This is a genomic window from Mycobacterium paragordonae, from assembly GCF_003614435.1.
GTDB classification, from domain to species: Bacteria; Actinomycetota; Actinomycetes; order Mycobacteriales; family Mycobacteriaceae; genus Mycobacterium; species Mycobacterium paragordonae.
This window is the reverse complement of sequence record NZ_CP025546.1, coordinates 6,600,459-6,616,018: the sequence shown is the minus strand read 5'-3', so window position 1 is coordinate 6,616,018 and position 15,560 is coordinate 6,600,459. Positions and strand designations below refer to the sequence as shown.

Below are 15,560 nucleotides of genomic sequence, written 5' to 3'. Positions count from 1 at the left end.
CCCAGCAGACTAGTTGGGAGGGTGCGACGGCAGGGAGAAGTGTTCCGGCGGCACGTTCGGGCCGCTCGGGGGTTGCGTCGACAGCGGCGTCGTGAGCCCGTCGAGAACCTGGGTCATGTTGCCGGTCAGCCGCTCGAAGTTCAGCGTGCCGTGCACGAAATTCTGCGAGATCCGCAGCGGTTCCTGAATCTCCGCGCTGGTCGGCAGTCCGAGCGGGCCGTGCTCGTAGCTCTGGGCCGCCCAGGCGTCGTAGATGGCGCCGGTGATCGGCTGCACGCCGGTGGTTGGCGACCAGTACATGGCGCCCTTGGCGAAGGTGACGAACCGCGATCCGTCGGCACCGTCGGCCTCCGGCGAAGTCGGGGCGCCCAGTGCGCTGCTCATCCCGCCGATCGCCTGCCAGTGTTCGTAGATCGCGCCGCCCTCCAGCGCCTTGATCAACTCCTCCGGCGGATCGTTGAAATGCGCTGCGATGTCCCGGATCTCGTCCATCAGCGCATAGGCGGCGTTGCCCGGGCAGTCGGTGTTGCCGACGTCGCGGTGGGTGAAGATGGTCGGCAATTTGGCTATCGCGCCGCCCGGGTAGGTGGTGTAGGAGCTACCCGCGGACACCAGTTCCACGATGCCCTTCGGGTCGACCTCGGCCAGTCCGAGTCGCCAACCCAACAGCCGTCCGACGGTGCGGATCTGCACGGGGGTCGGCGCCACGTCGTCGAAGTTGCCGAGCATGGCCACGCCCCAGGTCTCCCGGTTGAATCCGCCGGTGTGAAACGCCTCGACCGGCTTGGTGAGCCCACCGGCGCTGCCTTCGAAGACCTGACCGTATTTGTCGACGAGCGCGTTGTACGCGATGTCGCACCAGCCCAGCGTCTTGCTGTGGTAGGTGTAGATCGCCTTGACGATGCCGGCCGATTCCAGCGGCGAGTAGTCGTTGCTGCCGGCGGTGTGGTGGATCACCGCCGCCCGCACGCTGCGGTCGTATTCCGGGCTGCCGCAGCGCAGCGACTCGTCGGCGCCCCACTCCGCCCGGCTGATGATCTGCGGCGCCTGGCCCGGCATGGTGACGCCGGTCGGCGGCGTCCAGTGGGTTTCCGCGGGCGCCTGCGGCGGCGAGATGAGGACCGCGTTGATGTTCTGCCCGAACGGCTGTTCTTTGGTGGCCGGCCGGTAGCCGAGGTCACCGGGGTGGGACGGAGCCGGAGGTGCCTGTGTCACCGGCGCGTCGACCGGCCTGGTAACGGCGATCTGTACGGCCGTGGTGGTGCCGACGAACACCGGGTCGGTGCTGCGCGGCTCCCCCGACGATCCGGGCGGTCCCGCCGGTCCGGCCCGGCCGGCAGTTCCGTCAGGTGCGGAGGTCTGGTATTCGGTCTGGTACCAGGGGCCCCACGACCCGTCAGCCTTTTTGGCGCGCACCCGGGCAGAGGTGCCGGCCAGGTCGCCGGTCAGGGCGACCAGGGAAAACGGGGTGTCTTGGGTCAGCTCGCGGACGGTCACGCCGCCGCCGAGACCGATCAACGGCTGCTCGGCGAGTTGCGTGTCGCGGGCCGGGGGCGGGGCATGGTTGGCCGCGGGCGGGCGCATCAGCACCCACGACACGATGACGACCGTCGCCAAGGCGGCGGTGAGCAACATCGTGGGTGCGCGACCGCGGGACACCAGGCGATGTTACGTGTGTGTCTAATGTTTCGCCTGAGGCGACACGGCATTCGGCGCGAGCAGACGCAAAATCACCCCGGAACGTCCGCTCCAAGGCGATTTTGCGTCTGCTCGCGAGGGAAACGCTAGGAAAAGCTGTCGACGACACCGCAGAGGATTGATGGCTGGGTGGGTTGCCGGGACCCGGTCCAGCGCCGACTCTGCGGTGCCGTCACGTGACAGGCTTCGTTAAACCGGTGGCGCCTCCGCCACGGCGGCCGCGGGAATCGCCGGGATCGCCGCCGCGGGTGCCCCCGCTGCGGGTAGGGCAGGCACGGCGGGTACGCCGGGCGCGCCCGCGGTGGGCAGCACCGGTGTCAGGCCGGCCGCGCCGGGCACGCCGGGCAGCGCGGGTACCGCACCCGCCGCCGCCGGAGCGCCTGCGGCGCCGCCCTGCACCTGCTGCATGATCGCCGGCATGATCAGGCCCTTGAGCAGGTCGATGGCCTGACTGGCGCCCAGTTGGTTGGCCGCCTGCATCAGGTCGCTGACCAGGCCGCCGCCACCGCCACTTCCGGCGCCGGCCGGGGAGACCGGCGACAGGCCGGTGCCTGCGCCGCCGCCCAGTCCGGAGGTGTCGCCCAGGATCGGGTAGGTGCCGTCCGCACCCGGGTCCAGCCCGACCGGCGCGCTGATCGGGACCTCACCGGTGGCGGTAGCCGGGCTCAGCGCCGACGGACTCGTCAGGCCGGGGGCCACCCCGGTGGGGCTGGTCAGCGCCGGGTTGACACCCGTACCCGTGGCAGCAGTCGGAGGCGTCAGTCCCGGCAACGCGCCAGGCGTCGTCGGTGTGAGCCCCGGGCTGGCCAGGCCGGGCTGGCCAGGCCGGGCGTGGTGCCCAGCCCGCCGGTGCCGAGGCCCGGGCTGGCCAGGCCGGGAGTGGTACCCAGTCCGGTGGTGCCCAGGCCGGTGCTCGCGCCGCTGGTCCCGCCGAGCGCGGGGACCGGCGGCAGGTTGACTCCGAACTGCGACAGGCCCTGGGACAGGGCGGAGATCAGCTCGTTGGGCAGGTCGGCGACGCTGGCCGCCCGCTTGAACTCGTGGTGTTCCACCGGCTTGGTGTCGGCGGTCGATTCATAGACGAGAAAATAAGCACACGGACTTGCGACGGCCAGGGCGGCGACCGCGCTCATAGTCTTCGAGAGCTTGCGTCGGCGTCGGTTCGGCACGGAAGTCTCCTCAATCTGGATTATGTGGAGGCGGGGTCGGAGACCCACATGACCGATGGTACGAGTGAGAATGATGTGACTACTGTGGCGAGACCGAATCGTGAGGGGAGTGGTTCGAAGGTGTGACGTTCACCCGACGGCACGCCGCTGTTCCGGCCGGCACCTGGGAAAACCGGGGCCGGGCCGACCCGCCAAGTCGGGTTTTGGCAGCAAGGTCGGATACCCTAGGCAACCGATGAACTCCCGTTTCGACCTCCCCGCTCGCTTTGACCTCATCGTCGTCGGCTCCGGATTTTTCGGCCTGACGATCGCCGAGCGCGTGGCCACCCAACTCGACAAGCGGGTTCTTGTTGTCGAGCGGCGCCCGCACCTCGGCGGTAACGCCTATTCCGAACCCGAGCCGCAGACCGGGATCGAAGTCCACAAGTACGGCGCACACCTGTTCCACACCTCCAATAAGAAGGTGTGGGATTACGTGCGGCAGTTCACCGACTTCACCGGCTACCAGCACCGCGTCTTCGCCATGCACAACGGCCAGGCCTATCAGTTCCCGATGGGGCTGGGCCTGGTGTCGCAGTTCTTCGGAAGGTATTTCACCCCTGAAGAGGCACGAGCCCTCATTGCCGAGCAGGCGGCCGAGATCGACACCGCCGACGCGCAGAACCTGGAAGAAAAGGCCATCTCGCTGATCGGCCGACCGCTCTACGAGGCGTTCGTCAAGGGCTACACCGCCAAGCAGTGGCAGACCGACCCCAAAGAGTTGCCGGCCGCCAACATCACCCGCCTGCCGGTGCGCTACACCTTCGACAACCGCTACTTCAGCGACACCTACGAGGGCCTGCCGGTCGACGGCTACACGGCCTGGCTGGAGAACATGGCCGCCGACGAGCGCATCGAGGTCCGGCTGGACACCGACTGGTTCGACGTGCGCGACGAGCTCCGCGCCGCCAACCCCGACGCCCCGGTGGTCTACACCGGTCCCCTGGACCGCTATTTCGACTACGCCGACGGACGGCTGGGCTGGCGCACGCTGGACTTCGAGCTGGAAGTCCTGCCGATCGGCGACTTTCAGGGCACCCCGGTGATGAATTACAACGACCCCGATGTGCCCTTCACCCGGATCCACGAGTTTCGTCACTTCCACACCGAGCGTGACTATCCCACCGACAAGACGGTGATCATGCGCGAGTTCTCCCGGTTCGCCGAAGACGACGACGAGCCCTACTATCCGATCAATACCGAGGCCGACCGCGCCCTGTTGGCCGCCTACCGGAACAGGGCGAAGTCCGAGACCGCGACAGCCAAGGTGCTGTTCGGCGGGCGCTTGGGCACCTACCAATATCTGGATATGCATATGGCCATTGCCAGCGCTTTGAGCATGTACGACAACGTCCTTGCGCCGCACCTGCGCGACGGGGAGCCGTTGGTTATCGAGGGGGACCAAGCCAAATGACCGCCGTCAGTCTGCTGTCGCGCATCATCCTGCCGCGTCCCGGCGAACCACTCGACGTCCGCAAGCTGTACCTGGAGGAGTCGACCACCAACGCCCGCCGCGCGCACGCGGCGAGCCGCACCTCGCTGCAGATCGGCGGCGAGTCCGAGGTGTCGTTCGCGACCTACTTCAACGCGTTCCCGGCGAGTTACTGGCGGCGCTGGTCGACCTGCACCTCCGTGGTGCTGCGCGTCGAGTTGGCCGGCACCGGACGCATCGATTTGTACCGGACGAAGGCCACCGGGGCCCGGATCTTGATCGAGGGACGCGGGTTCAGCGGCACCGACGAAAACCCCGCGACGCAGGAGATCGAGGTCAGCCTGCAGCCGTTCGAGGACGGCGGCTGGATCTGGTTCGACATCACCACCGACACCAAGGTCACCCTGCTGGGCGGCGGTTGGTACGCCCCCACCCCGGCGCCCGGGACGGCCAACATCGCGGTCGGCATCCCGACCTTCAACCGGCCCGCGGACTGCGTCAATGCGCTGCGCGAACTCACCGCCGATCCGCTGGTCGACGAGGTGATCGGTGCGGTGATCGTGCCCGATCAGGGTGCCCGCAAGGCACGCGACCACCCGGACTTCCCGGCGGCGGCCGAAAGACTGGGGTCCCGGCTGTCCATCCATGACCAGCCCAACCTGGGCGGCTCTGGCGGCTACAGCCGGGTCATGTACGAGGCGCTGAAAAACACCGACTGCCAACAGATCCTGTTCATGGACGACGACATCCGCATCGAGCCGGACTCCATCCTGCGGGTGCTGGCGATGAGCCGGTTCGCCCGAACCCCGATGCTGGTCGGCGGCCAGATGCTCAACCTGCAGGAGCCGTCCCACCTGCACATCATGGGCGAGGTGGTGGACCGGTCGAACTTCATGTGGACCGCCGCGCCGCACGCCGAGTACGACCACGACTTCGCCGAATACCCGCTCAACGACAGCGAGGACAAGAGCAAGCTGCTGCACCGGCGCATCGACGTCGACTACAACGGCTGGTGGACGTGCATGATCCCGCGGCAGGTCGCCGAGGAGTTGGGGCAGCCGCTGCCGCTGTTCATCAAGTGGGATGACGCCGATTACGGCCTACGGGCCGCCGAGCACGGCTATCCGACCGTCACGCTGCCCGGCGCAGCGATCTGGCACATGGCGTGGAGCGACAAGGACGACGCCATCGACTGGCAGGCCTATTTCCATCTGCGCAACCGGCTGGTGGTCGCCGCGCTGCACTGGGACGGTGACGTCGCCGGCCTGGTCCGCAGCCACCTCAAGGCGACGCTGAAACACCTTGCCTGCCTTGAGTATTCGACGGTCGAGATTCAGAACAGGGCCATTGACGACTTCCTGGCCGGCCCCGAGCACATCTTCTCGATCCTGGAATCGGCGCTGCCGGAAATCCGCCAGATGCGGACCGCCTACCCGGATGCGGTGGTGCTGCCGGCCGCCAGCGAGCTGCCCGCGCCGCTGCACAAGAACAAGGTGATGAAGCCGCCGGTGAACCCGGTGGTGATCAGCTACCGGCTGGCCCGCGGCATCCTGCATAACCTGAAGGCCGCGGACCCGGCGCATCACGAGCGCCCCGAGTTCAACGTGCCGACCCAGGACGCGCGCTGGTTCCGGCTCTGCACGGTCGACGGCGTCACCGTCACCACCGCCGACGGCTGCGGCGTGGTCTACCGGCAGCGCGACCGGGCCAAGATGTTCTCGCTGTTGCTGGCGTCGTTGCGCCGGCAGCGCCAACTGTCGCGCCGCTTCGACGAGATGCGGCGGGTCTACCGCGAGGCGTTGCCCGTGCTGTCCAGCAAGCAGAAGTGGGAGATGGTGCTGCCCATCAACGACGCCGCCGGCGCGGCCAACCATGGATGAACCGGACGAGCCGCCGCGCGGTGAAGTCGCCGCAATGGTGGCCGTCCAGTCGGCGCTGACGCAGCGCCCCGGCGTACTCCCAGTCACCCGCGCCATGTCGCATTTCGGTGAGCACAGCATCGGCTGGCTGGTGATCGCGCTGGTGGGGGCCGTGCTGGACCGGCGCCGGCGCCGGGACTGGGTCGTGGCCGGCATCGGCACGTTCGCCGCACATGCCGCCGCTGTGGTGGTGAAACGGGTGGTCCGGCGTCAACGGCCGCATCATCCGGCCGTGACGGTCAACGTCGGCACCCCGAGTCAACTGAGCTTCCCGTCGGCGCACGCCACCTCGACGACGGCCGCGGCGATCCTGCTCGGCCGGGTTACCGGCCTGCCGCTCCCGGTGGTGCTGGTACCGCCGATGGCGCTGTCGCGAATACTGCTGGGTGTGCACTATCCCAGCGACGTCGCCGCCGGCGTGGCTCTCGGTGCCGGGGTTGCCGCAGCAGCCGTCCGGGTGGACAGCGCGGCCCGACGAAGGTGGGTGCGATGAGCGACGATCTGATGGAAGTGAGCGGTCCTCCGAAGAATCTGGTGACCGGGGTGATCAAGGCGATCCGCCCCCGGCAGTGGGTGAAGAACGTGCTGGTCCTGGCCGCGCCGCTGGCCGCGGCCGGCAGCGGCGACCACACCCGCCCGCGCGACGCGTCCGGACACGTGGTGCCGTACGACTGGGGCGCCATGGGCGTCAAGGTCGCGATCGCCTTCGTGGTGTTCAGCCTGGCGGCCTCGGCCATCTACCTGATCAACGACGTGCGCGACGTCGAGGCCGACCGCGAGCACCCCACCAAGCGGTTCCGGCCCATCGCCGCCGGCGTGGTGCCTCCGTGGCTGGCCTACACGCTGGCCGTGGTGCTGGGCGCCGCGTCGCTCGGCCTGTCCTACTGGCTGACGCCGAACCTGGCGGTGGTCATGGCGGTCTACCTGGTGATGCAGCTGGGTTACTGCTTCGGTCTCAAGCACCAAGCCGTGATCGACATCTGCATCGTGTCCTCGGCATACCTGATCCGCGCCATCGCGGGCGGCGCGGCCACCGGAATTCCGCTGTCTCAATGGTTTCTGCTGACGGCGGCCTTCGGGTCCCTGTTCATGGTTGCCGGTAAGCGCTACGCCGAGCTGCAGCTGTCGGAACGCACCGGCGCCCAGATCCGCAAGTCGCTGGAGAGCTACACCAGCACGTATCTGCGGTTCGTCTGGACGCTGTCGGCCACCGCGGTGGTGATGTCCTACGGGTTGTGGGCATTCGAGCGCGACCGCTATTCGGGTTCCTGGTTCGCGGTGTCGATGATCCCGTTCACCATCGCGATCCTGCGTTACGCCGTGGACGTCGACGGTGGGCTCGCCGGGGAACCCGAGGACATAGCGCTGCGCGACCGCGTGTTGCAGCTTCTGGCCCTGGCGTGGATCGCAACAGTTGGTGCTGCTGTTGCTTTCGGCTAGCGAAAGGTTCAAAGCCCTCCAGGCGGCCGCCCTGGCCCGGCGTCCGTCCGTGCGCCGGGTCAAATGGCCGGTATTCCCCTACACCAGCACGGTGCGGGTCAGCCTGTGGGTGAGTGTCGCGCTGGTCGCGCTGTTGTTCGGCTGGGGCGCCTGGCAGCGCCGCTGGATCGCCGACGACGGGCTGATCGTGCTGCGCACCGTGCGAAACCTGTTGGCCGGCAACGGCCCGGTGTTCAATGCGGGTGAGCGGGTGGAGGCCAACACCTCGACCGTGTGGACCTATCTGCTGTACGTCTGCAGCTGGGTCGGCGGCCCGCTGCGGCTGGAGTACGTGGCGCTGGCCGTGGCACTGACCCTCTCGGTGCTGGGCGTGGTGCTGTTGATGCTGGGCACGGGACGGTTGTACGCGCCGAGTCTGCGCGGCCGGCGCGCGATCATGCTGCCGGCCGGGGCTCTCGTCTACATCGCCGTGCCACCGGCCCGCGACTTCGCGACGTCCGGCCTGGAGAGCGGGCTGGTGATGGCCTACGTCGGGCTGCTGTGGTGGATGATGGTTTGCTGGGCCCAGCCGCTGCGGGTACGTCCGGAAAGCCCGTGGTTCGTCGGTGCGCTCTCCTTCGTCGCGGGCTGCAGCGTGCTGGTGCGGCCCGAGTTGGCCCTGGTCGGCGGCGCCGCGCTGATCATGATGATGATCTCGGCCCGCACCTGGAGACGCCGCGGGCTGATCGTGCTGGCCGGCGGGCTGCTACCGGTCGCCTATCAGATCTTCCGGATGGGGTACTACGGCCTGCTGGTGCCGGGAACGGCCCTGGCCAAGGACGCGGCCGGGGACAAGTGGTCACAAGGGTTGATCTACCTGGCGGACTTCAATGCGCCGTACTCCATCTGGATTCCGGTCGTGCTGCTGGTGCCGTTGGGCATCGTGTTGATGGCGGCCCGACGCCGGCCGTCGTTCATGCGCCCGACGCTGGCACCGGGCTACGGCAGGCTGGCCCGCGCGGTGCAGAGTCCCACCGCGGTGGTGACCTGGATGGTGGTCAGCGGCCTGCTGCAGGCCCTGTACTGGATCCGTCAGGGCGGCGACTTCATGCACGGACGGGTGCTGCTGACGCCACTGTTCTGTTTGCTGGCGCCGGTGGCTGTGATACCGGTGGTGATTCCCGACGGCAAGGATTACTCGAAGGAGGCCGGCTACTGGCTGGCCGGCGGGGTGAGCGCGCTCTGGCTGGCGGTGGCCGGGTGGTCGCTGTGGGCGGCGAATTCACCCGGCATGGGCGACGACGCCACACACGTCAGCTATTCCGGCATCGTCGACGAACGTCGTTTCTACGCGCAGGCCACCGGCCGCGCGCATCCGCTGACCGCCGCCGACTACCTGGACTATCCACGGATGGCGGCGGTGCTGGTGGCGCTCAACAACACCCCCGACGGCGCGCTGCTGCTGCCGTCGGGCAACTACACCCAGTGGGATCTGGTGCCGATGATTCCGCCGGGCAGCGCGCCCGGCATCCCTGCCGACCAGAAGCCGCAGCACACAGTGTTTTTCACCAACCTGGGCATGCTGGGCATGAACGTCGGGCTCGACGTCAGGGTCATCGACCAGATCGGGCTGGCGAACCCGCTGGCCGCCCACACCGAGCGGCTGAAGCACGGCCGCATCGGCCACGATAAGAACCTGTTCCCGGACTGGGTGGTGGCCGACGGGCCGTGGGTGAAGTGGCCGCCGGGCATCCCGGCCTACCTCGACCAGCAGTGGATCGCTGAAGCCGAGGCGGCGCTGAAGTGCCCGGCGACCCAGGCCGTGCTCAACTCGGTGCGCGCCCCGATGACCGTGCGCCGGTTCGTTTCCAATTTCCTGCACGCCTATGAATTCACGCAGTACCGCATCGACCGGGTGCCGCTCTATGAACTGGTCAGGTGCGGGCTCGAGGTGCCTAAGGTGCCGCCGACGCCGCCGCGGGAGTGAGCGGTGCTCTCTGAAGCGAAACCGGCATCCGCGGGACGCCGTCGCTCAGAATTTTTTTAAGAATCCTTCGACGACGGGTCCGCGCGATCTACCCGGCACCCGAAGGAGACTTACAGCAACATCACATGTGAGCCGTCACCAGCGGGCACCGGTCGGTGGGCACATGCGAAAACGACATTTGCAGACGCCGATCGAGCCGCCGGGGCAGCGGCGAAACGCCGACGAATAGCGCCTCGAGGGGCGTCCCGGAGGAGAGCGGGAGCCTCAAGGTGTGGTTGACTACCAGTGCACTGCAGCGCCGCGTGCGTGCAGTCTGACCCAATTCGGGACGCACCCCCAAGCACAGCGATGCGTGAGGGTGTGCCCAACAAGGATGAGGATGAGGAAGCAAGGATGAAGCTTGTTGACAGGTTTCGTGGCGCCGTGACGGGTATGCCGCGCCGCCTGATGGTGGGTGCCGTTGGTGCGGCTCTGCTGTCTGGGCTGGTGGGCTTCGTCGGTGGCTCCGCGACCGCGAGTGCGTTCTCGCGTCCGGGACTGCCGGTGGAATACCTGCAGGTGCCCTCGGCGGCGATGGGACGCAGCATCAAGATCCAGTTCCAGAGCGGTGGAGCCAACTCGCCGGCCCTGTACCTGCTCGACGGCATGCGCGCCCAGGACGACTTCAACGGCTGGGACATCAACACCCCGGCGTTCGAGTGGTACAACCAGTCGGGCATTTCCGTGGTCATGCCGGTCGGCGGCCAGTCCAGCTTCTACAGCGACTGGTACAACCCGGCCTGCGGTAAGGCCGGCTGCACCACCTACAAGTGGGAGACCTTCCTGACCAGCGAGCTGCCCGCCTACCTGGCGAGCAACAAGCAGGTCAAGCCGAACGGCAGCGCCGCGGTTGGTCTGTCGATGGCCGGTTCGTCGGCCCTGATCCTGGCGGCCTACCACCCCGACCAGTTCATCTACGCCGGTTCGCTTTCGGCGCTGCTGGACCCGTCGCAGGCCATGGGCCCGTCGCTGATCGGCCTGGCCATGGGTGACGCCGGTGGCTACAAGGCGTCCGACATGTGGGGCCCCAAGGAGGACCCGGCGTGGCAGCGCAACGACCCGTCGTTGCAGGTCGGCAAGCTGGTTGCCAACAACACCCGGCTGTGGATCTACTGCGGTGACGGTAAGCCGTCGGACCTCGGTGGCAACAACCTGCCCGCCAAGTTCCTGGAGGGCTTCGTGCGGACCAGCAACCTGAAGTTCCAGGAGGCCTACAACGGCGCTGGTGGCCACAACGCGGTGTTCAACTTCGACGCCAACGGCACGCACGACTGGCCGTACTGGGGCGCGCAGCTCAACGCCATGAAGGGTGACCTGCAGAGCACGCTGGGTGCGACCCCCGGCGCTGGTCCTGCCACCGCGGCTGCGGTCGGCGTGAACCAGGGCACCGGCACCTAAATCGCGACTGCGATAAACAACCGTCTGACGGCGGCGACCCATTCGGGTCGCCGCCGTTAGCGTTAGCTCCCCTTTGTCCGCCTCCCCCTTATCCTGCTGAGCCGGGTGTGGTTAGCTACCTGCGGGCTAGGTTCTGTCGTGCGCAGCGTCACACCATGGAGGGTGGACATGAGGGGTCTGTCGATAGTGCTACGGCTGTTGTGCGTTGCCGTGCTGTCAGTGGCGTTCGGGGGTGTGACGGCGTCGCTGGGATCGGCGGGCACCGCCAAGGCGGCCGGGTTCGAAACCCTGATGGTGCCGTCGGGCGCGATGGGCCGCGACATCCCGGTGGCTTTCCTGGCGGGCGGGCCGCACGCCGTGTACCTGCTGGACGCCGCCGACGCGAATCCGGACGTCAGCAACTGGGTGACCGCGGGCAACGCGATGAATACCCTTGCCGGCAAGGGCATTTCGGTGGCCGCACCGGCGGGCGGCGCCTTCAGCATGTACACCAACTGGGAGCAGGACGGCAGCAAGCAGTGGGACACCTTCCTGTCCAGCGAGCTGCCTGACTGGCTGGCCGCCAACAAGGGCCTGGCGCCCGGCGGGCACGGCGTGGTGGGTGCGTCTCAGGGCGGCTACGCTGCGCTGGCGCTGGCCGCCTTCCACCCCGACCGCTTCGGCTTCGCCGGATCGATGTCCGGCTTCCTGTACCCGTCGAACACCTTCACCAACGGCGCCATCCTGGCCGGTCTGCAGCAGTTCGGCGGAGTGGACGGCAACGGCATGTGGGGAGCCCCACAGCTGGGCCGCTGGAAGTGGCACGACCCCTTCGTGCACGCCGCCCTGCTGGCCCAGAACAACACCCGCGTCTGGGTCTGGGCGCCCACCAACCCCGGCGCCAGCAACCCCGCCGCCATGCTCGGCGCCGGCGCCGAGGCGATGGGCAACAGCAAGGCCTTCTACCAGCAGTACCGCGACGTGGGCGGGCACAACGGCCACTTCGACTTCCCGGGCGGCGGCGACAACGGCTGGGGCTCGTGGGCCGGGGTGCTGGGCGCCATGTCTGGCGACATCGTCGGCGCCATTCGCTGAACTAAGCCGGTCCGGCGGGCCGGTACCGTGTAGGGAGTGCAGCAGAGGGCGGTACGTCCGCATCACCACGCTGCGCGGGTGAGTAGGGCGCGACGGTGCGTTACCAGGTAAGGCACTTGCCCAACCCATTCGCCGGGACCCGCGAGGGTCCTACCGGACTCTGTTAGCGGGAGAAGATGGCCAAGAATAGCGCGCAGCGCAAACGCCGCCGACGACTTGCCTGGGCGGCAGCCGCCTCGATGGCCCTGGTGGTGGCCCTCGTCATCATCGGCGGGGTGATGCTGTTGCGTCACCAGGACGTCCCGCCCAGCGCGGTACCCCCGGGTGTGCTGCCCACCGGGCCCACGACCTCGCACCCGAAGAAGCCGCGGCCGGCCTCGCAGGACGCGTCCTGCCCCGACGTGCAACTGATCTCCGTGCCGGGCACCTGGGAGTCGTGGCCGACCGACGACCCGCTGAATCCGACCCAGTTCCCGAAGGCGCTGCTGCTCAACGTGACCGGACCGATCGGCCAGCAGTTCGGCGGCGGCCGGGTGCAGACGTACACGGTCCCCTACACGGCGCAGTTCCGTAATCCGCTCAGCGCCGACGGTCAGATGAGCTACAACGACAGCCGCGCGGAAGGCACCCGGGCGACCGTCAAGGCCATGACCGACATGAACAACCGCTGCCCGCTGACCAGCTACGTGATCGTGGGGTTCTCGCAGGGCGCCGTGATCGGCGGCGATGTCGCCAGCGACATCGGCAACGGCCTGGGTCCTGTCGATGAAGACCTGGTTCTGGGTGTGACATTGATCGCCGACGGCCGGCGCCAGGAGAACGTGGGCAACAACATCCCGCCGACCCCGCCGGGGGTGGGCGCCGAAATCACCCTGCACGAAGTGCCGGTGCTGTCCGGGCTCGGCCTGACGATGACCGGGGCGCGACCGGGCGGCTTCGGCGACCTGGACGGCCGGACCAACGAGATCTGCGCGGAGGGCGACCTGATCTGCGCGGCCCCCAAAGAGGCGTTCAGTCCCGCCAACCTGCCGACCACGCTGAACACGCTGGCCGGAGGCGCCGGGCAGCCCATTCATGCGATGTATGCCACCACCGACTTCTGGAACGCCAACGGCCAGTCCGCTACCCAATGGACGCTGAATTGGGCCCAGGGCGTGCTGGATAAGGCGCCGCATCCCAAGCACAGCTGATCGGTCCGGGCCGATTCGATAGCTCAGCTATCAGACACGGCCTCGGTGTGATGGTGGTGGGCGCGATCAGGCGTACCTTGTGATTTGGTCTGCCGCCCCCGGCCCCTTAACATTAAGAGAAAATTAAGAGCATGTGGTTGACCCTGTTGGGTCAAAGTTGGCTGCGACAGGCGCCGGTGCGAAACGGGCGCTGGTCGCAGCTGGGCCGCGCGCAGAATTTTCAGTCGGCTTGGCCGGTGACTAGAGGACTACCGTCGGCGCCAGCCGGCACTTAGAGAGTTTGTGACAGGAGAGGGCGTCATGGCGTACCACAACCCGTTCATCGTGAACGGCAAGATCAGGTTCCCGTCGAACACCAACCTGGTTCGTCACGTCGAGAAGTGGGCAAAGGTGCGCGGCGACAAGCTGGCGTACCGCTTCCTGGACTACTCCACCGAGCGCGACGGTATCGAACGCGACATCCTGTGGTCGGAGTTCAGCGCCCGTAACCGTGCCGTCGGCGCCCGTCTGCAGCAGGTCACCCAGCCGGGTGACCGCATCGCCATCCTCTGCCCGCAGAACCTGGACTACATGGTGTCCTTCTTCGGCGCCCTGTACTCCGGCCGGATCGCGGTCCCGCTGTTCGACCCCTCCGAGCCGGGCCACGTCGGCCGTCTGCACGCGGTGCTCGACGACTGCACCCCGTCGACGATCCTGACCACCACCGAATCCGCCGAGGGTGTCCGCAAGTTCATCCGCGCGCGTTCGGCCAAGGAACGCCCCCGCGTCATCGCCGTGGACGCCGTACCCACCGAGGTCGCCTCCACCTGGCAAGAGCCCGAAGCCGACGAGACCACCACCGCGTACCTGCAGTACACCTCCGGCTCCACCCGCACCCCGACCGGCGTGCAGATCACCCACCTGAACCTGCCCACCAACGTGGTGCAGGTGCTCAACGCCCTGGAAGGCCAGGAAGGTGACCGCGGCGTCAGCTGGCTGCCGTTCTTCCACGACATGGGCCTGATCACGGTGCTGCTCACGTCGGTGCTCGGCCAGAGCTTCACCTTCATGACGCCGGCCGCGTTCGTGCGCCGCCCGGGCCGCTGGATCCGCGAACTCGCGCGCAAGCCCGGCGAAACCGGCGGAACGTTCTCCGCCGCGCCGAACTTCGCCTTCGAGCACGCCGCGGTGCGCGGTCTGCCGCGCGACGACGAGCCGCCTCTGGACCTGAGCAACGTCAAGGGCATCCTCAACGGCAGCGAGCCGGTGTCGCCGTCGTCGCTGCGCAAATTCTTCAAGGCCTTCGAGCCGTACGGCTTGAAGCCCGAGGCGGTCAAGCCGTCCTACGGTCTGGCGGAGGCGACGCTGTTCGTCTCGACCACCCCGATGGACGAGTCGCCCACCGTCATCCACGTCGACCGCGACGAGCTCAACAAGCAGCACTTCGTCGAGGTGGCCGCCGACTCGCCGAAGGCCGTCGCGCAGGTCTCCGCGGGCAAGATCGGTGTCGACGAGTGGGCCGTCATCGTGGACCCCGAAACGGCCAGCGAGCTGCCGGACGGGCAGATCGGCGAGATCTGGCTGCACGGCAACAATCTGGGCATCGGCTACTGGGGCAAGGAAGAAGAGACCGCCAACATCTTCAAGAACATCCTGAAGTCCCGAGTCACCGAGTCGCACGCCGAGGGCGCTCCCGACGACGGCCTCTGGGTGCGTACCGGTGACTACGGCACCTACCACAACGGGCACCTCTACATTGCCGGCCGGATCAAGGACCTGGTCATCATCGACGGCCGTAACCACTACCCGCAGGACCTCGAGTTCACCGCGCAGGAATCCACCAAGGCGCTGCGGGTGGGCTATGTCGCCGCGTTCTCGGTGCCGGCCAACGAGTTGCCGCAGAAGGTCTACGACGACCCGCACGCCGGGCTGAAGTTCGACGCCGAAGACACCTCCGAGCAACTGGTGATCGTCGGCGAGCGCGCCGCGGGCACCCACAAGCTCGAATACCAGCCGATCGCCGACGACATCCGCGCGGCGATCGCCGTCGGGCACGGGGTGACCGTGCGCGACGTGCTGCTGGTCCAAGCCGGCTCGATCCCCCGCACCTCCAGTGGCAAGATCGGCCGCCGCGCCTGCCGGGCGGCCTACCTGGACGGCAGTTTGCGCAGCGGCGTGAACTCCGCGACCAGCTTCGCCACTTCTGACTGACCGATC

General features: G+C 67.9%; 10 protein-coding genes and 1 pseudogene. 9 read left to right on the top strand and 2 right to left on the bottom strand.

Annotated features, from left to right (window positions below):
- Positions 1-9: 9 nt before the first annotated feature.
- The gene (locus C0J29_RS29670; protein WP_120794397.1) at positions 10-1,635 is read right to left on the bottom strand and encodes an LGFP repeat-containing protein; all 1,626 of its coding nucleotides are present in this window, start codon (positions 1,633-1,635) and stop codon (positions 10-12) included.
- Positions 1,636-1,887: 252 nt separating this feature from the next.
- Positions 1,888-2,867: pseudogene (locus tag C0J29_RS29665) on the bottom strand (hypothetical protein).
- Between the two features lie 235 nt (positions 2,868-3,102).
- Between C0J29_RS29665 and glf the strand changes: the two are divergent.
- The 9 genes from glf (at position 3,103) to fadD32 (ending at position 15,554) form a co-directional block, all read left to right on the top strand.
- Positions 3,103-4,320 carry a UDP-galactopyranose mutase gene (glf, locus tag C0J29_RS29660; RefSeq protein WP_120794396.1) on the top strand — a complete coding sequence of 406 codons (1,218 nt, stop codon included), beginning with the start codon at positions 3,103-3,105 and terminating at the stop codon, positions 4,318-4,320.
- A complete protein-coding gene (locus C0J29_RS29655; RefSeq protein WP_120794395.1) occupies positions 4,317-6,218 on the top strand; it encodes a glycosyltransferase in 1,902 nt (633 codons plus the stop codon). The genes glf and C0J29_RS29655 overlap by 4 nt, the downstream gene beginning before the upstream one ends.
- Positions 6,211-6,750: a phosphatase PAP2 family protein gene (locus C0J29_RS29650; protein WP_065048518.1), complete on the top strand. Its 540-nt coding sequence runs from the start codon at positions 6,211-6,213 to the stop codon at positions 6,748-6,750. Before C0J29_RS29655 ends, C0J29_RS29650 begins: the two co-directional genes overlap by 8 nt.
- Positions 6,747-7,697: a decaprenyl-phosphate phosphoribosyltransferase gene (locus C0J29_RS29645; RefSeq protein WP_065048528.1), complete on the top strand. Its 951-nt coding sequence runs from the start codon at positions 6,747-6,749 to the stop codon at positions 7,695-7,697. Before C0J29_RS29650 ends, C0J29_RS29645 begins: the two co-directional genes overlap by 4 nt.
- A 31-nt stretch (positions 7,698-7,728) precedes the next feature.
- Positions 7,729-9,663: a terminal beta-(1->2)-arabinofuranosyltransferase gene (gene aftB / locus C0J29_RS29640; RefSeq protein WP_162951642.1), complete on the top strand. Its 1,935-nt coding sequence runs from the start codon at positions 7,729-7,731 to the stop codon at positions 9,661-9,663.
- Between the two features lie 393 nt (positions 9,664-10,056).
- The gene (ag85A, locus tag C0J29_RS29635; RefSeq protein WP_065048526.1) at positions 10,057-11,100 is read left to right on the top strand and encodes a diacylglycerol acyltransferase/mycolyltransferase Ag85A; all 1,044 of its coding nucleotides are present in this window, start codon (positions 10,057-10,059) and stop codon (positions 11,098-11,100) included.
- A 168-nt stretch (positions 11,101-11,268) separates the two neighbouring features.
- Positions 11,269-12,174, top strand: a complete 906-nt coding sequence (locus C0J29_RS29630; protein WP_065048514.1) for an alpha/beta hydrolase-fold protein — start codon at positions 11,269-11,271, stop codon at positions 12,172-12,174.
- A 176-nt stretch (positions 12,175-12,350) separates the two neighbouring features.
- Positions 12,351-13,364 carry a carboxylesterase Culp6 gene (gene culp6, locus C0J29_RS29625; protein WP_065048512.1) on the top strand — a complete coding sequence of 338 codons (1,014 nt, stop codon included), beginning with the start codon at positions 12,351-12,353 and terminating at the stop codon, positions 13,362-13,364.
- A gap of 300 nt (positions 13,365-13,664) precedes the next feature.
- Positions 13,665-15,554: a long-chain-fatty-acid--AMP ligase FadD32 gene (gene fadD32 / locus C0J29_RS29620; protein WP_065048510.1), complete on the top strand. Its 1,890-nt coding sequence runs from the start codon at positions 13,665-13,667 to the stop codon at positions 15,552-15,554.
- Positions 15,555-15,560 lie beyond the last annotated feature (6 nt).